The following is a 22,232-nucleotide window of genomic DNA, read 5'->3' as shown; positions in this document are numbered from 1 at the left end:
ATGAAGTTATTGAAGGCATTTTGGCGCAAACTCAGTACTCCCAGCAAAGCTGCTGTGGGTGTTGTGCTAGCGCTTGGTTTTACAGGCGGTATTCTATTCTGGGGTGCGTTTAACACCGGCATGGAAGCAACTAATACCGAAGCGTTCTGTTCTGGTTGTCACGCGCCAATCGTAGCTGAAATACAAGAAACTATTCACTATTCAAACCGTTCAGGTGTGCGCGCTATTTGTTCAGATTGCCACGTTCCACATAACTGGACTGACAAAATTGTACGCAAGGTTCAGGCAAGTAAAGAACTAGTAGCCTTTGCTATGGGTACCATTAACACTCAAGAAAAATTTGAAGAGCGCCGTAAATATCTAGCAGAGCGCGAATGGCATCGTATGAGCCAAAATGATTCTCAAGAGTGTAGAAACTGTCACGAGTTTGAATTTATGGATTTCTCAGAGCAGCGTCCTCGTAGTGTTGCACAACACTCAGATGCGTTAGCTAGCGGGGAAAAGACCTGTGTTGATTGTCACAAAGGCATTGCTCACCGGTTACCGGATATGAGTGGTGTTGAAGGCTGGTAGTAAAATAAGGAAAACACATGAGTACTTTGGAATCAGTTTTTTGGCATGTTTTGGGCTATGCAGCCATGCCAACCATTTTTGTAATGGGATTCATTGGTGTAGCAGTGGTTTCTTTAGCGGTTTTGTCCAAATGGGATAAAGACCAATAAGTTAGCACGATAAATCTTTTCATCTAAACGCTTAGTAGGCATTATTAGCCTACTAAGTCGTTCAAGCTTGTAATCAAATGCAATCAAATTCCCTCGTAAAGTTAACAGGAGTTGTTCTCGCTGGCGGCAAATCTCAGAGAATGGGAAGCGATAAAGCAGCGCTGCAGTGGCAGGGGAGTAGTTTACTTAAATCTAGGCTTAGCTTGCTTGAAGAGACATTAAATAACGAATGTTATGTGAGTGGCAACTATCCTGAGTTTCGTCATATCGAAGATTCTAGTGAATCGAAAGGACCACTGTCTGGCATACTTTCATGCCTTCAAACCCTTAACCAGCGGTTTTGCCTGTTCATCCCTGTTGATATGCCCCTACTCAATATGCAAGTTCTTGATGTGATTATAAATCAACACCAAACTGAACCTGGCAATTACTATTTCTCAGATAGTGTTTTCCCTATAATTGTTGAAGCTAATGCCAAGAACCTGTCCTGTTTAACTGATGTTCTGTCTTTGCCAGTGGCAAAGCAAAGGTCAATAAAAGCTTTTTTAAACCTTATTCAAGCCACTGAAATTAAAATACCAAAAGAATTAGCACCTGCAATGGTAAATACCAATACTCCCGAGCAGTGGCAACATATACAAGATAAAGTTGGAGAATCATAATGAGCCATCTGGCCAACGATACGCAAACCTTCTTAAACATCGCGGTATTAACCGTTTCCGATACACGCAATGAAGATACTGATACTTCAGGGCGTTATTTGGCCGAGGCTCTAACAGAAGCCGGCCACAAACTTGCTGATAAACAAATTGTTATTGACGATGTTTATCAAATTAGAGCCATATTAAGTAACTGGATTGCTGACCCGTCAATAGATTGTGTTATTTCTACCGGAGGCACTGGTTTTACTGCACGAGATAATACTCCAGAAGCAGTAAGTGTATTATTTGATAAAGACATTGAAGGTTTTGGAGAATTGTTCCGCCATATTTCTTATACCGAGATTGGAACTTCTACGGTGCAAAGTCGCGCATTAGGCGGGTTTGCCAATAAAACAGTGATCTTTTGTGTTCCTGGGTCAACCAACGCTTGTAAAACTGCATGGCAGAAAATCCTGTTAGAGCAATTAAATAGCACTCATAAACCCTGTAATTTTGTGCCTCATATAGGTCAACAATAATGAGTGAATTTACTCATATTAATGCTTCTGGTGAAGCGATTATGGTGGACGTCTCAGAAAAGACCGAGACTAGTCGTATCGCTAAAGCGCAGGCTTTGGTACAAGTTAATCAGCTAACCGTAGATAGCTTGCTAAATGGAGAACAGCACAAGGGGGATGTGTTTGCATGTGCTCGTATAGCTGGAATTCAAGCGGCTAAAAAAACATCCGAGTTGATTCCACTATGCCACCCCTTAATGTTAAGTAAGGTTACCGTTGATTTAAGCTTAGATGAAAAAACAGGCATTATTACGGTAGTAAGCACCGCTAAACTAAAAGGCCAAACCGGCGTAGAGATGGAAGCGTTAACCGCTGCTAGCGTAGCTGCGCTAACCATTTATGATATGTGTAAAGCGATTCAAAAAGACATCATTATTAAAGATGTAAAGCTACTAGAAAAGCATGGCGGAAAATCGGGTTCGTTTAGCGCCGAATAATCAGGATGTTTAGATGATAATTAAAGTACTATTTTTCGCTCGTTTAAAAGAGCAGTTAGGCGAAAGCTCGATAAGTGTCGAGCTAGTAGATGGTAGCGATACTAATACCTTAAAGGAAAAGCTGCTTGCTAGAGGCGAGCAATGGTTGGCCTTAAATGATGAGGCGATTTTGATGGCAGTTAACCAAAACCACCTAAGCCAAGTTGTAACCCTAAACAACGGTGACGAAGTTGCATTTTTCCCCCCTGTTACAGGTGGTTAAATGATTAAAGTACAGCTAGAAGATTTTGACGTTGGAGAGGAATACCAACGTTTACGAGAACGAGCCAGTGCTGGCGCTATCGTATTTTTTGTCGGTCTAGTTAGAGATATGAACTTAGATCAACAGGTTAAGGGGCTCCAGCTGGAGCATTACCCAGGTATGACCGAGGTGCAGTTGGAGAAAATTGTCGCTGAAGCAAAAACGCGCTGGCCAATCCAAGATGCAAGTATTGTGCATAGGGTTGGGGATTTAGATGTCAGTGACCAAATCGTTTTTGTTGGGGTAAATAGTGCTCATAGGGAAGCATCCTTTGAAGCCTGCCATTTCATAATGGATTACCTTAAAACTAAGGCTACCTTTTGGAAAAAAGAGCGCACTTTAGGCGGTGATATATGGCTTGATGCTCGTGAGTCAGATCTTAAAGCGAAAGATAAATGGTAGCCCGTTTAGCTTGTATAGTTGCTGTTTTTGTTAGCTCAATTGCTTTCGCCAAGCCCGTTACCATTGCCGTGGCTGCCAATTTTAAACAAACCTTAGAACTATTGGCAGAAGACTTTAAAACCCAACATACTGAATTCAACTACCGAATATCTAGCGCTTCTACTGGTATTTTGTATAACCAAATAAGTCACGGTGCACCCTTCGATTTATTCTTCTCAGCTGATGACATTCGGCCAAAACAGCTAGTAGAAGAAGGAAAAGCTCGCCAGCAAATGGCCTATGCGTATGGCCAGCTGGTGTTTTGGGCTCCAAGCTTTTTAGATAAAAATGGCGATAAGGTAACAGATAGCAGTTTATGGGATAACTGGAAACAGATGTACGCCTACGCTAACCCAAAACTAGCACCCTATGGTTTGGCTGCCGAGCAGTTAGCTAAACAGAAAAATAATGATGCTAAAATAGTGTTAGCGAATAATGTATCTCAAGTGTTTCAGTTTATCTCTACTGGTAATGTCGCTGCAGGCTTTGTAGCTCGCTCAATTCAAACTGATTTTAATGGGTCTTATTGGTTGGTACCGCAAGACTTACATAAGGGCGTTGCTCAGCATGTTGCCTTGCTTAGTGATGAATCTCAAGCTATTGAATTTTATAACTACTTGTTAAGCGAGAGCGCACAAACTATTATCACTGAAAATGGATATTTGTTACCCAAAATATGAGCGATGCTGAATACCAAGCCATTATCCTTTCTGTAAAACTTGCAACGATTAGTTGCTTAATCTTATTGCTACTTGGCACTCCTTTAGCTTGGTGGTTAGCGCGCAGTCAGTCCAGGTTAAAGCATATTGTTGAAGCGGTCGTAGCATTACCTATTGTTCTACCTCCTACAGTGTTGGGCTTCTATTTGCTGATTGGGTTCGCGCCTAATAGTTTTTTGGGGCAATGGTGGCAGGCTATAACCGGTAGCCAATTGGCCTTTAGCTTTTCGGGGCTGGTATTTGCCTCATGTTTGTATTCCTTACCTTTTGTCGTTCAACCCATTCAAAGTGCTTTTAAACAAATTGAGCCTGGAGTTTTAGATGCCGCAAAAGTGCTCAGAATGCCTAGGTGGAAACAGTTGTTGTCTGTGGAGTTACCACTGGCAAAAAGTGGCTTTATTGTTGCGATGGTATTGGGGTTTGCACACACCTTAGGAGAGTTTGGGGTAGTGTTAATGATCGGGGGAAATATCCCTGGAGAAACCCAAGTGATTGCGATTGCGCTGTTTGATCACGTAGAGAGCCTTAATTTTGCCGCTGCCCACCGTTTAGCGTTGGTGTTATTGGGTATTTCATTTTTCGCTTTATTGCTCACTTATGGTGTGACTGGAGCTAAGAAACGGGTAGGGAGTGTGGGTGTTAAGTTTTAATCTACATTATCAAAGAGAAGATTTTGAGTTAAGTGTAAAGGACTGCTCCTTACCTTTGCTTACCGGTGTGTTTGGTCCGTCCGGAATTGGCAAAACCAGCTTGTTGCGCTTACTAGCTGGATTAGAGCACCCTCAAACTGGTGATATTAAATACTTAGAGCAAGTATGGTTTGATAGCAATAGCTGTTTAGCCTCATATCAACGACCCATAGCTTTTGTCACTCAAGGAAGTTTTCTTTTTCCTCACTTAACGGCGGCAAAAAACATCAAATTGTCACAAAGAGTGAGTGCCAGTGATTTAGCATATCTAGTTGAGAGTTTTGGTGTTGAAAACCTTCTTAATAAAAATGCCCAACAGCTTTCTGGTGGACAAGCCCAGCGAGTCGCACTGGTAAGAGCATTAGCAACCAAGCCTAAAGTATTATTGTTAGATGAAGCGTTCTCAGCTTTAGATCGAAAAGCTGCTACCAATTTGCTGAAAATATTAAAGAAGTGGCTAAAGCAACATGGCATCTGCAGCTTGCTTATTTCTCATAATCCAGAAGACTTAGTGTTTTTTAGCGATAAGGTGCTGTTAATGGAAGACAGTAAAACACTTACGCTTGGAAATAGTCTTGAGTTGATTAATCAATATAACGGTAAGGCTAAACAAGCCATAGTGTTAAGTGTAGAGCGTAGTGAGCGTTTGGCAGATGAGGGATGGCGTTGGTTTAAGCTGGGCCAGCAATACATATTAGCCGAGAGCCCAGAAGTGCTAGATGAAGGTGTTCATTTAGTGAGTATTTCACCAAGTAACATTGTGTTGTCTAAACAATTTGTAGAAAGTTGTAGTGCTCAAAATCAGTGGCAAGCCGAAGTATTATCGGTTAATTCTTTAGCTGGTACCTATTATGTTGAAGTGAGTTTAGAAGGCGTGGCTTTTAAAGTGCCTATCTCTCCTCAAGCACAACAGGCTTTGGCATTAAAAATGGGAGAGCAGATATTTTTAATGCACAAAGCAGTTAAGTTACATAATCAATTCTAACTAAAGAATTGGCTCGGCAAACATTTCTATAGTCACCATTTCACCGGCGCTTACACGGCCTCTATCTTGTTCGAGTACTACGAAACAGTTAGCCTCAGTTAAGCTGGTGAAAATAGCGCTACCTTGAGCACCGGTAGATTTTACTTCTAGTTGGCCGCTGGCACTGATACTTGCAAATCCGCGTTGGTAGTCTGTTCTACCCGGTGACTTTTTGAAATCTTGTGAAGACTTTGCCGGTATTGCTAGTGGCTCTTTGTAGTCCCATCCACACGTTTTTGCTATTACTAGCATTGCCAGTTTGTAGAACGTTACATAAGCCGAAACCGGGTTGCCAGGCAGGCCAATAAAGTATGAATTTGGCAATTTGCCGTAAGCAAAAGGTTTACCGGGCTTAATTGCTAGTTTCCAAAAATTTATGTCGCCAATTTCATCTAAAACCAATTTAGTGTAATCGGCTTCGCCTACCGATACTCCTCCGCTGCAAATGACTATGTCAGCAACTTGGTCTGCTTTTATAAAGGCTTCAGTAACCAGTTGTTTATCGTCAGCAATAACGCCTAAATCTATTATTTCAACAGGTAACTTTGCGAGTAGGGCGCGAATAGCAAAACGATTACTATCATATATTTGACCATGCTTTAGTGTCTTGCCAGGTTGGATTAGTTCGTCACCGCTAGAAAACAATGCCACTTTTAGCAGGCTTTGAACTGATATTTCGTTAATACCAAGCGTGGCGAGTAAACCTATGTGGCTTGAATTTAAGCGGGTCTTCGCTGGGATAACAACTTGTCCTTGTTTAACATCTTCTCCTTTTAAGCGAACATTTTTGCCTTTGTTGATTGGCTGGTTAAATGTGATCTGTTGTTCATTGTCTGCGTTAATTTCAGTGTTTTCTTGCATTTCTACAGCATCACAGCCGGGAGGTAGTGGCGCGCCGGTCATAATTCTTACGCAATGACCAGATTCTAAGGCTAGTTGCTGGGTATCTCCAGCAAACACTTTGTGACTAAGTGGAAGAGTTTTATTGTTAGGTAGTTGTTCTGCACAAATAGCGTAACCATCCATCGCGCTATTATCAAAGGGAGGAATATTAATAGGCGACACAATGTCTTCTGCTAATACTCTACCTAGCGCATCTTCTAAACTCACGGTCTGTATTTGGGTTTTTAGGCTAGCGCTATCGCGTAATAAAGACCTTGCTTGTTCAATGGGCATTAGACCTGGTTGGCTACAGCAATCCATGTATCTTCCTATAGGGTAATGAGTTTGAATATAGTTGAAGATTATCGCATTTATATGGTTGTTTATCAGTGATTCTTGGCAATTTATAAAGCAGCGATACTTTCTTTAATCTCGTTGAAGTTTGTATAGTTTTGTCAGCAAGTTGGCACAATGTTAGTGATTAAGTTTGTATCACAGGTTTAATTTTAGTTTTTGTGCTGCAAGCCTTGCTTTGTAAGGCTGAAATAAGGAGCTTGTTTTCACCAACAATGCTTTTAACTTAAAGGTAATCTGTGTAATATGTTGTTCACAATTGGTCATCGGTCACAGTTTAGACACTTATCAAGGGAGTTGATATGTCAAGCGAAGCGACACCTAATTTGGTGGTTCGTTCTATATCAAGTATTGAGCTTTATCAGTTTTGCGAATTACTGATGGAAGCAGCAAGTTGGTTCGAGTCAAGAGGCGAACCACTTTGGAAATTTCATCAAATTACTCCACATTCTTTACTTGCTAATCATCGTTTAGATGAAATGTACATGGGATATATTGCAGGCAAACCTGTAGCAGCCATGATTCTAAATAATCGTAGTGGTGCAATTGAGGTAGAAGCCGAGGTAAGGCGTGAAAGCTTGTTTATGCACAAACTTACGGTTAACCGGGATTTTGCAGGAAAAGGGCTGGCTAAACTAATGGTTGATTGGGCCCGCTGTTATGCGTTAAATCAAGGATTCACGCTACTTAGCCTTATATGTAATTGTAGAGATGAACGCCTACGCTGGACGCTTAGTCAATTTGGTTTTGATGAAGTTGAGCAGCTTAACGCGCAATATCAATTGCAACGCTATTTTTGTTTAGACCTTGATCGCTGTAGCGTTCCCTTAGAGAACATGCCAGTTGAGAGTATCGGCTTCGAATTTACTGGTCTAAACGAAGTAAAACCAGTACTGGGCTAACTGCTGGTGTTTTGTTTAAAGGCTTTAGCTAAGGGGAAGGTGCGGGGCGTTGGGTACCGTTATCACACTCAACTTAAAGCCCTTAAATTAGATCTTGTAGGTTATGCAAAAAATTTAGACTCTGGAGATGTTGAAGTCGTCGCAGAAGGAGAAGAAGCCAAGCTTATTGAGTTGCTGTCTCATCTTCATCAAGCGTCTCCTTATGCGGCGGTGCAAGAAGTTAAAACGCTAAAGATGATACCAATAGAACAGCTTAGTTACTCAGGTTTTAATACTTACTAGAACTAAAAAAGGCGCTGATTAGCGCCTTTTTATGTTTTACATTACTCGCATACCCGGTTGAGCACCTTCTCCCGGGCTCAAAATCCAGAGGTCTTTTCCACCAGGGCCTGCAGCAAGAACCATTCCCTGAGATTCTCCAAAGCGCATCTTACGAGGTGCTAGGTTGGCTACTATAACGGTTAGCTTACCTTCGAGATCTTCTGGGGCGTAAGCTGACTTAATGCCTGCAAATACTTGGCGAGTTTCGCTACCAATATCCAGTTCAAGACGAAGTAGCTTTTCCGCTTTTTCTACATGCTCTGCTTTAACAATGCGAGCGATACGTAGATCTATTTTTGCGAACTCATCGAAACTGATGGTATCAGCTATGGGTTCAATCTCGCTGTTAGTTTTGCTTGCTGGCTTCTCTTCTTTTGCCGCTGCGGTAGCGCTAACCAAGTTATCTTTAGAAGCATCAACCATTGCCTCTACGTGCTTCATATCAATGCGCTGCATTAATGCTTTAAAGCTTTGGATTTCATGATTAACCAAGGTGTTATTTATGTCAGCCCATTTGAGCTCTACATTTAAGAACTGCTCAACTTTGTCTGCTAGTTTTGGCAGCACTGGCTTCAAGTAAGTGATTAACACACGGAATAAATGAATCCCCATTGAACATACTTGGTGAGCACGTTCTAAGGTTTCTTCATTTTTGGCTAACTGCCATGGTGCTTCTTCTGCGATGTATTGGTTTGCTTTATCGGCTAAAGCCATAATTTCTCGCATTGCTTTACCAAACTCTCGGCCTTCGTATAAAGCTGCGATGTTTGCTTCAGCTGCGACAAATTCGTCTAATAAAGCTTGGTTGCTTACCACTGGAGACAGCGTGGCGTTAAAGCGTTTACTAATAAATCCAGCGGTACGGCTAGCAATGTTAATCACTTTGCCTACTAAGTCCGAATTAACACGTTGTGCAAAATCTTCTAAATTTAGATCTAAGTCGTCAATTCTGTTATTTAACTTAGCAGCATAGTAGTAACGCAAGTACTCTGGGTCTAAATGGTCAAGATAAGTGCGCGCCTTAATAAATGTGCCGCGTGACTTAGACATTTTTGCGCCATTTACCGTTACATAACCGTGGGCATACACGCTGCTTGGTTTGCGGAATCCTGCGCCTTCTAGCATTGCTGGCCAAAATAGGCTGTGGAAATAGATAATGTCTTTGCCGATAAAGTGATAAACCTCTGCGTCAGAGTCTTTGTTCCAATAATCGTCAAAGTTTAAATCGTCGCGCTTGTCACACAGGTTTTTAAAGCTGCCCATGTAGCCAATCGGAGCATCTAGCCATACATAAAAGTATTTGTCTTCTGTATTTGGAATTTTAAAACCAAAGTAAGGTGCGTCACGGCTAATATCCCACTGCTGAAGGCCTTGCTCAAACCACTCGTTAAGCTTGTTAGACATTTCTTCTTGTAGCGAACCAGAGATTGTCCAGTCTTTTAGCATGTTTTGAAATGCAGGTAGATCAAAGAAGTAATGCTCTGAGTCTTTAAGAACGGGTTCGGCACCAGAGATTACAGACTTAGGTGACAGTAAATCTGTTGGGCTGTAAGTAGCACCACAGTTATCACAGTTATCACCGTTTTGATCTTCGCTTTTACATTTAGGGCAAGTGCCTTTTACGAAGCGATCCGGCAAAAACATGTTTTTCTCAGGATCAAACAATTGAGAAATTGTTCGAGTTTTTATGTGACCCGCTTGATTAAGCTTGTTGTAAATATCTTCCGATAGCGCTTGGTTTTCTGGGCTATGAGTAGAATGATAGTTATCAAACTCGATGTGGAACTCGTTAAAGTCTGCACTGTGTTCAACGTGAACCTGGTTAATCATTTCTTCAGGGGTAATGCCCATCTGCTGAGCTTTCAGCATGATCGGTGTACCGTGCGCGTCGTCTGCACATACATAGGTACACGTGTTACCACGTAGCTTTTGGAAACGAACCCAAATATCTGTTTGTATGTATTCGAGTAAGTGGCCTAAATGAATAGGACCATTTGCATAAGGTAAGGCACTGGTAACCAGAATTTTACGTTGTTCGTTTGTCATGTGATCTACTGTTAGCTCAGTCAATTAACGGGTAATTCAAGGGTGCCAATATTACCTTAAGCGGCAGGTGATGCCTAGTATCCTAACGCTTGCCTGAATAACTTATAGGTAATTAAGTTGAAAAATAATGTTAGGCGCCATTCGCATAATGACTAATGGGTATATTGCACCTATAATTGCGGCAAAAGAACTAGGTTATTTCTATGCAAAATCAAGATCATAATATCGTAGTAATTGGGATCTCTGGGGCGTCGGCTTCTGGTAAAAGTTTATTTTCTCAAACCATTGTTAACGATATTCGCACCGAACTAGGTGATAGCTGCATTGCAGTAATTAATGAAGATAGTTACTACAAAGACCAAAGCCATATAACGCCTGAGCAGCGCAAGCAAACTAACTATGACCATCCTAAGTCTATGGATCATGATTTATTGGTTGCGCATTTAAAGCAGCTTAAAAGCGGTGAGTCCATTGAACAGCCCCAATACAGTTATAAAGTTAATAACCGTATGGCAGAAACCAAGACGGTAGCACCTACAAAAATCATCGTATTAGAGGGGATTTTGTTATTCACCGATCCTGCAATTCGTGAGCAGTTGGATATCAGCATCTTTGTAGACACACCTTTAGATATTTGTTTAGCAAGAAGAATCCAAAGGGATGTAAAAGAACGCGGCAGAACTTTGGATTCAGTGTTGTTTCAATATCACAATACCGTTCGGCCTATGTTTCTCCAATTTGTAGAACCCTCTAAGCAATACGCTGATGTGATTGTTCCAAGAGGCGGTAAAAATCGAATCGCTATCGATATTATTAACGCTAAAATTCGTGACTTGTTGGCCTCTAATTAGCGGATTAACTAAACACTGCCAAAACAGACTAGTTAACTAATAAAAATATAAGTTTTAATTTATAATTTATCATTAATAATTAAGCACATACTTACTCAACAGCTTTGTAAATAGGGAAGATTATGAAAAAGTTGCTCTATGTTGTCGCAGCCCTGATTGTTTTATTGGTTGTCGGTGTTGTCGTCGCAGTATCAATGGTAAATACCGACGATATTAAAGCGCTTTTGGTAGAGAAAACCAAAGAATCAACCGGACGAGAATTAGTGATTGATGGGGATTTAGCATGGCGCTTTTTCCCCAGTATTGGCTTTGAACTTGGTAGCTTGCGCCTGCGTGACAACCCTGAGTTTGGTGAAGGGGATACTGTTAGTATCACAGGAGCAGAAATGTCAGTGGCCTTGATGCCTTTGTTTAGTAAAAGCATTGAAGTGGGGGATATCTCAGTTCGAGGTTTAACTTTACGCCATCAAACTAAAGCAGATGGAACAACCAGTCTTGACGACTTAACCCAGTCTAAAGAAGCCGAACCTGCTTCAAGCGAACCTAAAAGTACTGAAGAGTCGTCTGGCGCATCGGCTGCCGGGTGGAACGTTCGATTAGCTGGTATCGAAATTGTTGATGCTAATGTTGAACTCATCGATTTAGCGCAAAACAAAACTCAAAAGTTAGGCCCTGTTAACTTTACTTTAGACGGTTTAGAACTAGGTGAAGATAACGGTTTTAGCCTTTCATTAAAGTTTGATGATGGCGAAATGTTGGTAGAGCAACAGGCAACAGGTTTGCTATTCATAGCCGAAGACTTTAGCCGAATTGCCTTAAGCGATGTTAGCAACGGCTTGAACTTACAAGGCAGCGCTATTCCAAATGGTGCAATGAATGTTCAAACTGATTTAGCGCTGTCTTACACAGTAGCAAGCAAAACAGCAAAGCTTTCTAAACTGGCAGTAGATATTGATGGCAAAACGCAATTAGTAGGTACCAGCAGCGTAGTACTAAATAACATACCTAGTATCAAATTTGATTTAAATATTCCATTACTCGATACCTCCAACTTTATTAGTGAGTCGTCTGCAAGTAGCAATACAACTGATGATGCAAATTCGTCAAGTGAAGCGCCTGGCCAAGAACAAGAGCCTGATTTAACCGTTTTGAAAACGCTCAATTTAGACGGCACTCTTACAATAGACAAATTACAACATCAGAAGCTCCACATAGAGGACATCAAACAACAAGTTCAGATTAAAGACGGAATTCTACGTTTAAAAGAGTTAAGCGCAAACTTGTACGATGGACGCTTAGAGAGTAACGCGGTGATTAACGGCCAAAAGCCAGTGGCTAGTTACTCGATGACTGCTAGATTAAATGGGGTTCAAGCGAGGCCCTTGTTAAGTGACGCTGTTGACTTTGATTTTGTTGCAGGCGGGCTAAATGTGGATCTTGATCTTAAAGGCACTGGTTTAACGCCTACTGCAATTAAAAAGAAGATATCTGGTCCAGTAAACGCTACGTTTACCGATGGGGCTATCTATGGGGTTAACATTCCGCAGATGATTCGCTCCGCTAAGGCTACTATTAAAGGCGGTGATAAGCAGCAAGCGCAGCAAGAGCAAAAAACAGATTTTAGTGAGTTGGTGATAAACTCAACCTTAGGTAAATCCTTAGCTAAGGTAAATAAGATGCAAATGTCTTCGCCTTTGTTACGCATTGACGGTACTGGTCAAACTCACCTGATTAATGAAAGCTTGGATTTCACTTTTATTACCAAAGTGGTTGCTAGCCTAGAAGGGCAAGGTTCTAAAAATGACTTAGCTGGCTTGGATATTCCGATTAACGTAAAGGGTAGCTGGACTGAGCCAAAAGTTAATTTAGACATGAAAAAATTGTTTGAAGGTCAAGCTAAAGAAGCGGTTAACAAGGAACTTAAAAAAGCCTTGGGCGACAATGAAGATAGTAAGAAGCTGCTGGATAGCCTAGGCGGCTTCTTCAACTAAATGGTAAAAGGCACTTTAGGTGCCTTTTTTATAAGGGATATATGTGAAAAAACTTGTCGGTGTTAAATCGGTGCTGGTTATTTGTATGGGGAATATTTGTCGTTCAACCACTGCAGAAGCCGTACTGCGAGCCAAATTTAAACAACAAAAACTGAAAATCAAAGTTGACTCAGCAGGCACTACGGATTATCACAAAGGTGATAAACCTGACCCTCGTGCAGTAAGAATTGCTGAAGAAAAGGGCTACAGTTTTAAAGGTATTCGCTCACGCAAAGTATTAGATAAAGACTTTGCTAAGTTTGATTTGATTTTGGCATCCGATAAGAAAAACCTAAGCTATTTACATAAGCATTGTCCTGAGCAATATGCGCATAAATTGGCCTTGATTTTACCTTTTGGCGGGGTAGAGCTGGAAGAAGTGCCCGATCCCTATTACGGCAGTGTGCAGGGCTTTAAGCAAGTTTTAGCAATGATAGAGCAAGCAAGTGATGGCATTGTGGAAAGGGTGAAAGCTTAGGTTTGTTTAGTCATTCCTAAGTAAATAAAAAGGCCAGCAATTTGCTGGCCTTTTTTGTACAACTTATTTGCAACCTACAATTCTGGCTTGCTCATAGGGCTCTGCGCAGATGTACCAGAACTAGTAGATTGAACACGTCGTGACCCAACTGTTACGGGCTTACGTACGTAAGGTTTTTTAACTACTTCTTCTGGCTGGCTAGGCGTTGCAGCAACAGGCGCTGGTTTTGCCATAGCAGCTGAAGCGTTACCTTTACCTTCAACTTTGCTAGGTTTTAGCTTACCGCGATTACTGCGTTTAGGTTTAACTTCGGCTTTAACCGCATCAAGCTTAATGTCTTCCGTTTTTGCTTCAACTACAGCTGCTTCAGCTTTAGTTTCAACTACAGGAGCTTCAGCTTTAGTTTCAACTGCTGGTGCTTCAGCTTTAGTTTCAACTACAGGAGCTTCAGCTTTAGTTTCAACTGCAGGTGCTTCTGCTTTAGTTTCAACTGCAGGAGCTTCAGCTTTAGTTTCAACTGCAGGTGCTTCTGCTTTAGTTTCAGCAACAGGCGCTTCTACTTTAGTTTCAGTAACAGGCGCTTCTACTTTAGTTTCAGCAACAGGCGCTTCTACTTTAGTTTCAGCAACAGGAGCTTCAGCTTTAGTTTCAGCAACAGGAGCTTCAGCTTTAGTTTCAGCAACAGGAGCTTCAGCTTTAGTTTCAACTAAAGGAGCTTCAGCTTTCACTTCTGCTTCTGGATAGCGAGAATCGATAGCCGCTTCTTGAGCGTTAGTCTCTGCTTTTGGCAAGTCATTAAAGCGTTTACGGCCTGCGCTGCTCGATGAGCGACGACGACGTTTAGGCTTTGGTGTTTCCGAGTTATCGCTCGTTTTAGCCACTGGAGCTTCAGTTTTTGGAGAAGCTACTTCAGCTTTTTTAGATACAGGCTTTTCAGCAACAGGCTGTTCAGCAGTTTGCTCTGCAACTGCTTCGTTGGTTTTTTCAGCTTTTACTCTTACTTTCTTACGCAAGTTACGACGTTCTCTACGCTCTTTAACTTGCTGTTCTTTTGGAGCATGTTGCTTGGTTTGAGACTTAGCTTTTTGAGTAGTCTCATTTTCAACTTTATCTCTAGCTGGTTTGTTACGCTGATCCTTGCGGCGGCGGTTGCTATTAGAACCTTCGTTGCGATCACTGCGTTCTTTTCGCTCCGGGCGTTCTTGGCGCTTGTCGTTGCGTTTGTCATTACGTTGATTATTGCGACGATTATTACGCTTATCACGCTGATTGTTCTTGCTGCGTGTTTGTTTCTTTGGTGCTGGCTTTTCTTCGCTAGCAAACATTGCACTAAAGAATGCAACAATACGTGCGATTAAAGATGGCTCTGCAGCACTCTTAACAGGCTTAGCGGCTTTGGCTGGGGCGCTAGGCGCAGCAGGAGCACTAAAGCCCTGCAACACTGGCTGCTCAGCTTCAATTTTTTCTTTAGCCACTTGGTTAGGTTGATAAACAGGAGATGGGTTTTCAGCAGTAAGCTGATAGCTAGTCTCTTGAGTCTCTTCACCATTTCTAATACGAGTAACGTCGTAGTGAGGTGTTTCCATATGTTGGTTAGGAATGATCACTAATCGAACGGTATGGCGTTTCTCAAGCTTGTTGATTGCTACACGCTTTTCGTTAAGCAAGTAAGCTGCTACCGGCACAGGAACTTGAGCATGAACTTCAGAGGTATTTTCTTTTAGCGCTTCTTCTTCGAATAAACGAAGGATAGACAATGCTAGAGACTCGTTATCACGAATAGTACCTTGTCCATTACAACGTGGACAAATATGAGTGCTCGATTCACCTAATGAGGGACGTAAACGTTGACGAGACATTTCTAGTAGGCCGAAGCGAGAAATGCGACCTACTTGAACGCGAGCGCGATCTTGACGAACGGCTTCACGGAAGCGGTTTTCCACTTCGCGCTGGTTTTTAACTGGCGTCATATCGATGAAGTCGATAACTACTAGACCACCTAAGTCACGCAAGCGAAGTTGACGAGCAATCTCGTCTGATGCTTCTAGGTTGGTTTGAAGCGCAGTTTCTTCAATGTCTCCGCCCTTAGTTGCGCGAGCCGAGTTAATATCAATTGAGGTTAAGGCTTCGGTTGGATCGATAACAATTGAACCACCCGATGGAAGACGAACTTCGCGTTGGAAAGCAGATTCAATTTGCGATTCAATTTGGTAGTGGTTGAACATAGGCACTTCGCCTTCGTAACGTTTTACACGGTTTACGAAGTCAGGACGAACCAGTTCGATGTGCTTTTTAGCTTGCTCATAGATAGTTTTATTATCGATGAGGATCTCGCCAACATCGCGACGTAAATAATCACGAATTGCACGAACAATTACGTTGCTTTCTTGGTGGATAAGGAAAGGTGCTGGCTTAGACTCTGCGGCATCGGTAATTGCACCCCAGTGATTAAGTAGTACTTTTAAGTCCCACTGAAGCTCTTCTGCCGATTTACCCACGCCAGCTGTACGAACGATTAGCCCCATGCCGTTAGGCAATTCTAGACCATTCATCGCTTCTTTAAGCTGTGTGCGTTCATCGCCTTCGATACGACGAGAAATACCGCCTGCACGAGGGTTGTTTGGCATTAATACTAAATAACTACCGGCTAAGCTGATGAAAGTAGTTAGTGCAGCGCCTTTGTTGCCACGTTCTTCTTTATCGATCTGAACGATGACTTCTTGGCCTTCTTTAACGACTTCTTTGATGCTTGGACGTCCTTGATAGACGTAGCCTTCTGGGAAGTATTCGCGAGCGATTTCCTTCATTGGAAGGAAGCCATGACGCTCTGCGCCGTAGTCAACAAATGCAGCTTCTAAACTAGGCTCTACGCGAGTAATTTTGCCTTTGTATATATTTGCTTTTTTCTGTTCGTGACCAGGACTTTCTATGTCTAGATCGTATAGCCTTTGGCCATCGACCAATGCAACGCGCATTTCTTCTAGCTGCATTGCATTAATTAACATTCTTTTCATTTATGTTGCCTTGGGGTTTGTTTGATTTAAACAACCTCATGGGCAGCAATTAACCTGCCTTAAATGGCCAGACCCTGTGTTTATTGTCAGAGCGTCTAGGTAACCTCGCGGTTAGCTTCTCTAGTCCTTAGGGCGCATTTTGGCGCTTGTATAAATATGAGTCCCGCAAACTGTGCTTGCCGAACTTTACAATCTATTCTATATAGCTTTGATTTAAGGCAAATAATTGTGATTGCCTATCAGGTTGCTATGAAAATTCTTAGTTTCGATAGCACCAAAATTTACAAATTAATGGGCTTCGAATACGGTGCCAAATAAGGAAAACCTTTAAAAACGGGCACTTTAAGCCTTACAAATATAGCAAAGCTATATTTTTCCATCAAATTATTTATGAGCATGTTACAATTTTTGCTATGAATACCGAAAATAAAGCAGTTCAGATGGTCACGGTTAGTGACGACGAGGCTGGACAAAGAATAGATAACTTCCTACTAAAACGGCTAAAAGGGGTACCTAAAAGTCGTATTTATCGCATTTTGCGCAAAGGGGAGGTTAGGGTTAACAAAAAGCGAGTTAAACCTGAATACAAAGTTCAGGCTGATGATGTAGTAAGAATTCCGCCAATTAGAGTTTCGGAAGAAACCGGTTTGCCGTCTAACAAGCTCAATCAGGTTGTTCAACTGGAACAGCAAATAGTTTATGAAGACGACTGCTTGTTAGTTCTGAATAAACCTTCTGGGATGGCAGTGCATGGTGGCAGTGGTTTAAGTTTTGGAGTGATTGAAGCCCTGCGCTCGTTACGTCAAGATTGTCGTTATCTAGAATTGGTTCACCGAATAGACCGAGATACCTCCGGATTATTGGTTGTTGCTAAAAAGCGCAGTGCATTGCGTGACATGCATCGACAGCTGCGAGAGAAGGTTGTTCAAAAAGACTATCTAACTTTAGTGCATGGCCAATGGCCAAAATCGGTTAGGTCGGTTGACGCGCCATTACGTAAAAATGCTGTGTCGTCAGGTGAAAGAATGGTGATTGTTGATCAAGCAGAAGGTAAACCCTCGCTTACTCGTTATCGAATAGAACGAAGATACGCTGACATGACTCTGATGAAAGCCAGTCCGGTGACTGGTAGAACGCATCAGATTCGTGTGCACAGCCTTTACGAAGGTCATAGCATTGCTGGTGACGACAAATACACAGATAAAGAACTTTTGGCAGCTACCGAAGCGAAAGGTTTGAATCGTTTGTTTTTACATGCATGGCAAATTCGTTTTGAACACCCGGCTACGCAAAAAGAGATGCATTTAACCGCGCCGTTAGAAGAAAGTCTTCAACGCTTTTGTGATCAGCTTGATCCTCTGTAGTAGGGTTTGACATAAAAGGAGCTTAGCTCCTTTTATCTTTACTAACTTAATAGCTCAAAATCTTGGCTTTCTAATAAGCCGCATAGTTTTATTAATGGAAGGCCAATCAAACTGTTCGGGTCGTCACCTTTTAAGTGCTTGAATAACACAATGCCAGAGCCTTCACTTTTGAAGCTTCCAGCACAGTTGTAGGGTTGTTCGATTTGCAGGTAACGTTCAATGAGGCTGTCGGAGAGCTCTCTAAAGCCAACTTCGAAGGTGTCTATTAAACTCTGCATCTGTTGCGTTTCACTATTATATAGCGCGAGCCCTGTATAAAAGGTAATGGCTTGTCCGCTAGCTGCTTTAAGTTGTTTAACAGCATTTTGATGGTTGCCGGGTTTCCCAACTATTTCTCCGTTTATGCAGCAAACCTGATCAGAACCTATAATCAGATTTTTAGGAAACTGCGTTTTTCCTGCAAGTGCTTTTTGTTCGGCTAAACGTAATACCAACAACTCTGGCGTTTCTTTAGGTTTTGGTGATTCATCGATATCTGGATTGAAGCAATCAAATGTTGGGCAAACTTTTTCTAATAGTTGTTTTCTGTAGGCAGAGCTAGAGGCAAGAATTAGTCGATTTTTCATCGTTTTTTAACCAAAATTAACAGTCTGCTGATTTTAAACGCAATCTTTAGCGATAGCGATGCTTTAAAGGCAGGAAAAAAGCACAAATTGTTTTGACTATCACTGAGTGTAACTATATTATGCGCGCCTTATGCAAAAAGTGAAATTACCAGTAGAGATTGACCCGTTTAAGACGGCTAAGCGAAAGTTAGATTATGAGGGCTTCCTCGAGATCAAACGATTGCCTCGTTTTAGCGATGCAACCTTGAAAGTGAATAGTGATGTAGACGTCTGGTTGCGCTTTGGAACTGATCCGCAAGGTTTAGTTGTCGTTCAAGGCAAAGCGTTAACTGAGGTGGAGTTAGAGTGCCAACGTTGTAGTGAAACTTTTAGTTATGCTATTAATGTTGAGTTTACTTACTCGCCAGTCTGCGATGAATCGCAAGTGGAAGAGTTACCAGAAGATTACGAACCACTGCAACTAAATGAAGACAACTACTTTTTAGTAGCTGAGTTGATTGAAGACGAATTGTTATTAGCGTTGCCAATCATACCTAAACATTCTTTAGAGGATTGTAAGGTTCAGCAAAACGAACAAGTATTTGGTGAAATCGACGTTGTAGAGGAAGAATCTAAACCAAATCCGTTTGCAGTGTTACAAAGTTTAAAAAAGAAAGACTAGGAGACTGGGTCAATGGCTGTTCAGAAAAGTAAAGTTACACGTTCAAGACGTGGCATGCGTCGTTCACACGATGCTATCGAAAACAATGTTGCATTAACAACTGACGCTACTTCAGGTGAGCTTCACCGTCGTCACCATGTTACTGCTGACGGTTACTACCGCGGTAACAAGGTTATCAACAAGTAAATTTTTGCATTTTGCAAAAACTTACTATTGCAGTTGATGCAATGGGGGGCGATGTTGGCCCCCATGTTACAGTGCCTGCCGTTGCGCAGGCACTTAACTATTACCCTCATTTGCATGTTACCTTAATTGGCGACAAGCACTTTATTAACTCCCTGTTAATAGAGCATCAAATTTCTCAGCATCCGCGCTTAGAGTTTGTACATTCAAGCCAAGTTGTCTCTGCCAACGACAAACCGATTACCGCTTTACGTTCTCGTAAACAATCATCAATGCGTTTAGCCCTAGATCTTGTTCACCAACAGCAAGCTGATGCCTGTGTTAGTGCAGGAAATACCGGTGCCTTAATGGCCATGGCCAAAGTTGTACTAAAACTTTTGCCTGGTATAGAACGCCCAGCGTTAGTGACTCATTTACCTGAAGAAAACGGCCAGGGTAGTTTGTTGCTAGATTTAGGCGCTAACTCTAGTTGTGATTCAGAGGTATTAATGCAGTTTGCGGTAATGGGAGCGTCTTTAGCCGAAAGCGTGTGGGGCTTATCTAAACCACGTGTTGCATTGTTGAATATTGGTGAAGAACAAATAAAGGGCAATGACGTTGTAAAACAAACAGCGCAACTTCTTGAAAACTCAAGCGCGATTAATTACATTGGCTTTGTTGAGGGGAATCAGATATTTAGTGGTAAAGCTGACGTAATAGTATGTGATGGTTTTGTAGGCAATATTGCTCTCAAAACTGCTGAAGGGGTTTCCCAGCTTATACTTGCAAAACTAAAGAAACAGTTTGATGTAAACTGGTTTGCTAGATTTATTCTCAAACTGTTTTTGCCGAGTCTTAAATCTCAACTAAAACAACTGAACCCCGACCAGTATAATGGCGCGAGTCTGTTAGGATTGCGCGGCATTGTAATTAAGAGTCATGGACATGCCGATGAAAAAGCATTTTTGCAAGCTATTCACCAAGCCGTCGCAGAGATACAACAGCAAGTGCCAGGTCGTATTACCGACAAACTTGAATCTTTATTAATTGATAAGCATTAAGTCTTTTATGTACTCAAAAATATTATCTACAGGTAGTTATCTGCCAACAAATGTAAGAACTAACTCAGATCTTGAGCAAATGGTAGAAACCAGTGATCAATGGATTACTGATCGTACCGGTATCAAAGAACGCCGTATTGCAGGTAATAACGAGTCTGTTGCTGATATGGGCGCATTTGCGGCTGAGTTAGCGATTAAAAGAGCAGATATCGACAAAAACGATATTGGCCTAATTATTCTAGCAACCACCTCAAGCGAGAATGCATTTCCTGCCGCTGCGTGTGAGGTTCAAGCAAAGTTAGAGCTCCCTGGTGTGCCCGCTTTTGATATTGCGGCGGCCTGCGCTGGCTTTACCTATGCTTTAAGTGTTGCCGACCAATATATAAAGAGTGGCTTGGTTAAAAAAGCACTAGTCATTGGCGCTGATAAGCTTTCACATATGTGCGATCCAGACGACCGCTCTACCATTATTTTGTTTGGTGATGGTGCCGGAGCCGTTCTATTAGGCGCAAGCGAAGAACCAGGCATTTTGTCTACCCATATTCATGCAGATGGCCGTTATGGCGATTTGCTAAAACTACCTCATCCACAACGTGGAATGTCGGGCACCGAAATGGAGTCTTACATGACGATGAGTGGAAATGAGGTATTTAAAGTAGCGGTAACCCGTTTAAGTGAAATTGTCACAGAAACCTTAGCTGCAAACGGTATTGAAAAAACAGAATTAGATTGGTTAGTGCCACACCAAGCTAATTTCAGAATTATTAAAGCTACAGCCAAAAAACTCGCTATGCCACTTGATAAAGTAGTGCTTACTTTAGACAGGCATGGCAATACTTCGGCTGCCTCCGTCCCCATTGCTTTAGACGAAGCAGTAACAGATGGGCGTATTCAACGAGGCCAGCTAGTATTACTAGAAGCATTTGGTGGTGGTTTTGCGTGGGGCAGTGCCCTAGTTAGATTTTAATTATTAGGATAGATGATGAGTAAATTAGCATTTGTTTTTCCAGGACAAGGCTCACAAAGCGTTGGCATGTTAGCCGAGCTTATTAGTGAGTATCCGGTAGTTGCTGATACCTTTAAACAAGCCTCTGAAGTGCTAGGTTATGATTTGGCAGGTTTAGTTGCCAACGGCCCAGCTGAAGAGTTAAACGAAACCAGCCGTACTCAACCCGCATTATTAACCGCCTCTGTGGCTCTATGGCGTTTATGGAACGAGCTAGGGGGCAGCGCGCCCGCAGTATTAGCAGGACACAGTTTAGGCGAGTACTCAGCGTTAACTTGTGCTGGAGTGTTAGAGTTTGCTGATGCGCTTAAGTTAGTAGAATATCGCGGCCAGTTAATGCAAAAAGCCGTACCGGCCGGAGTGGGGGCAATGTCTGCAATCATTGGCTTAGGCAATCAAGAAATTATTGACGCTTGTGAGAAAGCCGCCCAAGACCAAGTAGTAACAGCAGTTAACTTTAACTCACCTGGTCAAGTGGTTATCGCGGGCCATAAAGAAGCTGTAGACCGAGCTAACGTATTGTGTAAAGAAGCAGGTGCTAAGCGAGCCTTGCCATTGCCGGTAAGTGTGCCTTCTCACTGTGCTTTGATGCAGCCTGCGGCTGATGAACTGGCGGGGTACATTGAGGGTATCTCTTTTTCTGAGCCAAAATTCGATGTTATTAATAACGTAGACGTAGCAATTGAACGAGATGCTAAAGCAATTAAGCTTGCACTAATTAAGCAGCTATATAGCCCAGTACGTTGGACTGAAACCGTTGAAGCAATGGCCACTCGCGGTATCGAAACTGTTTATGAGTGCGGCCCGGGTAAAGTACTTAGTGGCTTAGTTAAGCGGATCCATAAGCCATTAGTTGCAGCAGCAATTAATGATACAACTTCTATAAAAACTGCTTTAGATAATAAGTAACGAGGAATTTTCA

Annotated in this window: 25 protein-coding genes; 21 read left to right on the top strand and 4 right to left on the bottom strand. The window is 42.0% G+C overall.

The features are described 5' to 3' along the window. The 10 genes from LQZ07_RS14090 to LQZ07_RS14045 all read left to right on the top strand — a co-directional run bounded on the left by LQZ07_RS14090 (position 1) and on the right by LQZ07_RS14045 (position 5,513). Complete coding sequence (locus LQZ07_RS14090; protein ID WP_016401814.1) at positions 1 to 573, top strand: NapC/NirT family cytochrome c; 573 nt, start codon at positions 1 to 3, stop codon at positions 571 to 573. A 17-nt stretch (positions 574 to 590) separates the two neighbouring features. Further along, positions 591 to 722, top strand: a complete 132-nt coding sequence (locus tag LQZ07_RS14085; RefSeq protein WP_016401813.1) for a TIGR02808 family protein — start codon at positions 591 to 593, stop codon at positions 720 to 722. A gap of 77 nt (positions 723 to 799) precedes the next feature. Further along, on the top strand, positions 800 to 1,384 hold the full coding sequence (locus tag LQZ07_RS14080) for a molybdenum cofactor guanylyltransferase (protein ID WP_152784672.1): 585 nt from the start codon (positions 800 to 802) through the stop codon (positions 1,382 to 1,384). After that, positions 1,384 to 1,902: a molybdenum cofactor biosynthesis protein B gene (moaB, locus tag LQZ07_RS14075; RefSeq protein ID WP_152784674.1), complete on the top strand. Its 519-nt coding sequence runs from the start codon at positions 1,384 to 1,386 to the stop codon at positions 1,900 to 1,902. The genes LQZ07_RS14080 and moaB overlap by 1 nt, the downstream gene beginning before the upstream one ends. Further along, the gene (gene moaC / locus LQZ07_RS14070; RefSeq protein ID WP_249483689.1) at positions 1,899 to 2,378 is read left to right on the top strand and encodes a cyclic pyranopterin monophosphate synthase MoaC; all 480 of its coding nucleotides are present in this window, start codon (positions 1,899 to 1,901) and stop codon (positions 2,376 to 2,378) included. Before moaB ends, moaC begins: the two co-directional genes overlap by 4 nt. Positions 2,379 to 2,391: 13 nt before the next feature. Further along, positions 2,392 to 2,640 (top strand): molybdopterin converting factor subunit 1, encoded by a 249-nt coding sequence (moaD, locus tag LQZ07_RS14065; RefSeq protein WP_152784678.1) that lies wholly within the window; start codon positions 2,392 to 2,394, stop codon positions 2,638 to 2,640. Beyond that, the gene (gene moaE / locus LQZ07_RS14060) at positions 2,641 to 3,081 is read left to right on the top strand and encodes a molybdopterin synthase catalytic subunit MoaE (protein WP_152784680.1); all 441 of its coding nucleotides are present in this window, start codon (positions 2,641 to 2,643) and stop codon (positions 3,079 to 3,081) included. It abuts the gene before it with no gap. Continuing rightward, entirely contained in the window at positions 3,075 to 3,800 is a 726-nt protein-coding gene (modA, locus tag LQZ07_RS14055) for a molybdate ABC transporter substrate-binding protein (protein ID WP_152784682.1), read from the top strand. Before moaE ends, modA begins: the two co-directional genes overlap by 7 nt. Beyond that, on the top strand, positions 3,797 to 4,489 hold the full coding sequence (gene modB / locus LQZ07_RS14050) for a molybdate ABC transporter permease subunit (protein ID WP_152784684.1): 693 nt from the start codon (positions 3,797 to 3,799) through the stop codon (positions 4,487 to 4,489). The genes modA and modB overlap by 4 nt, the downstream gene beginning before the upstream one ends. Next, on the top strand, positions 4,476 to 5,513 hold the full coding sequence (locus LQZ07_RS14045; protein WP_152784686.1) for an ATP-binding cassette domain-containing protein: 1,038 nt from the start codon (positions 4,476 to 4,478) through the stop codon (positions 5,511 to 5,513). The genes modB and LQZ07_RS14045 overlap by 14 nt, the downstream gene beginning before the upstream one ends. Here the strand turns inward: LQZ07_RS14045 and moeA are convergent, their stop codons facing one another. Beyond that, entirely contained in the window at positions 5,514 to 6,755 is a 1,242-nt protein-coding gene (moeA, locus tag LQZ07_RS14040) for a molybdopterin molybdotransferase MoeA (protein ID WP_152784688.1), read from the bottom strand. Positions 6,756 to 7,090: 335 nt separating this feature from the next. On the opposite strand from moeA, the gene LQZ07_RS14035 reads away from it, so the two are divergent. Beyond that, positions 7,091 to 7,690: a GNAT family N-acetyltransferase gene (locus LQZ07_RS14035; RefSeq protein WP_152784690.1), complete on the top strand. Its 600-nt coding sequence runs from the start codon at positions 7,091 to 7,093 to the stop codon at positions 7,688 to 7,690. A 6-nt stretch (positions 7,691 to 7,696) separates the two neighbouring features. Beyond that, positions 7,697 to 7,972, top strand: a complete 276-nt coding sequence (locus tag LQZ07_RS14030; protein WP_256471324.1) for an acylphosphatase — start codon at positions 7,697 to 7,699, stop codon at positions 7,970 to 7,972. Between the two features lie 36 nt (positions 7,973 to 8,008). On the opposite strand, the gene metG is transcribed toward LQZ07_RS14030, so the two are convergent. Continuing rightward, positions 8,009 to 10,057 carry a methionine--tRNA ligase gene (gene metG, locus LQZ07_RS14025; RefSeq protein ID WP_152784694.1) on the bottom strand — a complete coding sequence of 683 codons (2,049 nt, stop codon included), beginning with the start codon at positions 10,055 to 10,057 and terminating at the stop codon, positions 8,009 to 8,011. A 203-nt stretch (positions 10,058 to 10,260) separates the two neighbouring features. On the opposite strand from metG, the gene udk reads away from it, so the two are divergent. From udk to LQZ07_RS14010, 3 genes are all read left to right on the top strand, one after another. Next, positions 10,261 to 10,908, top strand: a complete 648-nt coding sequence (gene udk, locus LQZ07_RS14020) for a uridine kinase (RefSeq protein ID WP_152784696.1) — start codon at positions 10,261 to 10,263, stop codon at positions 10,906 to 10,908. A 122-nt stretch (positions 10,909 to 11,030) separates the two neighbouring features. Continuing rightward, a complete protein-coding gene (locus LQZ07_RS14015; protein ID WP_152784698.1) occupies positions 11,031 to 12,899 on the top strand; it encodes an AsmA family protein in 1,869 nt (622 codons plus the stop codon). 43 nt (positions 12,900 to 12,942) lie between these two features. Beyond that, the gene (locus tag LQZ07_RS14010) at positions 12,943 to 13,416 is read left to right on the top strand and encodes a low molecular weight protein-tyrosine-phosphatase (protein WP_249483158.1); all 474 of its coding nucleotides are present in this window, start codon (positions 12,943 to 12,945) and stop codon (positions 13,414 to 13,416) included. A 74-nt stretch (positions 13,417 to 13,490) separates the two neighbouring features. Here LQZ07_RS14010 and rne read toward each other — a convergent pair whose 3' ends face one another. Continuing rightward, positions 13,491 to 16,430, bottom strand: coding sequence for a ribonuclease E (gene rne, locus LQZ07_RS14005; protein ID WP_152784700.1), 2,940 nt, complete (start codon positions 16,428 to 16,430; stop codon positions 13,491 to 13,493). 413 nt (positions 16,431 to 16,843) lie between these two features. Here rne and rluC point away from each other — a divergent pair, with 413 nt between their 5' ends. Beyond that, the gene (rluC, locus tag LQZ07_RS14000; protein WP_152784702.1) at positions 16,844 to 17,794 is read left to right on the top strand and encodes a 23S rRNA pseudouridine(955/2504/2580) synthase RluC; all 951 of its coding nucleotides are present in this window, start codon (positions 16,844 to 16,846) and stop codon (positions 17,792 to 17,794) included. Between the two features lie 41 nt (positions 17,795 to 17,835). Here the strand turns inward: rluC and LQZ07_RS13995 are convergent, their stop codons facing one another. After that, positions 17,836 to 18,420, bottom strand: a complete 585-nt coding sequence (locus tag LQZ07_RS13995; protein WP_152784704.1) for a nucleoside triphosphate pyrophosphatase — start codon at positions 18,418 to 18,420, stop codon at positions 17,836 to 17,838. Positions 18,421 to 18,550: 130 nt separating this feature from the next. On the opposite strand from LQZ07_RS13995, the gene yceD reads away from it, so the two are divergent. From yceD to fabD, 5 genes are read left to right on the top strand one after another with little or no spacing between them, the layout of a single operon-like run. Beyond that, positions 18,551 to 19,081 (top strand): 23S rRNA accumulation protein YceD, encoded by a 531-nt coding sequence (gene yceD, locus LQZ07_RS13990; RefSeq protein ID WP_016403345.1) that lies wholly within the window; start codon positions 18,551 to 18,553, stop codon positions 19,079 to 19,081. 12 nt (positions 19,082 to 19,093) lie between these two features. Further along, positions 19,094 to 19,267, top strand: coding sequence for a 50S ribosomal protein L32 (rpmF, locus tag LQZ07_RS13985; RefSeq protein ID WP_016403344.1), 174 nt, complete (start codon positions 19,094 to 19,096; stop codon positions 19,265 to 19,267). Positions 19,268 to 19,278: 11 nt separating this feature from the next. After that, positions 19,279 to 20,304, top strand: coding sequence for a phosphate acyltransferase PlsX (gene plsX / locus LQZ07_RS13980; RefSeq protein WP_152784706.1), 1,026 nt, complete (start codon positions 19,279 to 19,281; stop codon positions 20,302 to 20,304). 7 nt (positions 20,305 to 20,311) lie between these two features. Then, a complete protein-coding gene (locus tag LQZ07_RS13975; RefSeq protein ID WP_016403342.1) occupies positions 20,312 to 21,271 on the top strand; it encodes a beta-ketoacyl-ACP synthase III in 960 nt (319 codons plus the stop codon). A gap of 15 nt (positions 21,272 to 21,286) precedes the next feature. Further along, positions 21,287 to 22,219, top strand: a complete 933-nt coding sequence (gene fabD, locus LQZ07_RS13970) for an ACP S-malonyltransferase (protein ID WP_016403341.1) — start codon at positions 21,287 to 21,289, stop codon at positions 22,217 to 22,219. The last annotated feature ends 13 nt before the right edge of the window (positions 22,220 to 22,232 follow it).

It is taken from the genome of Agarivorans sp. B2Z047 (assembly GCF_023373605.1).
GTDB classification, from domain to species: Bacteria; Pseudomonadota; Gammaproteobacteria; order Enterobacterales; family Celerinatantimonadaceae; genus Agarivorans; species Agarivorans albus.
The sequence above is the reverse complement of the archived record's forward strand: the minus strand, read 5'-3'. Positions and strand labels throughout refer to the sequence as shown.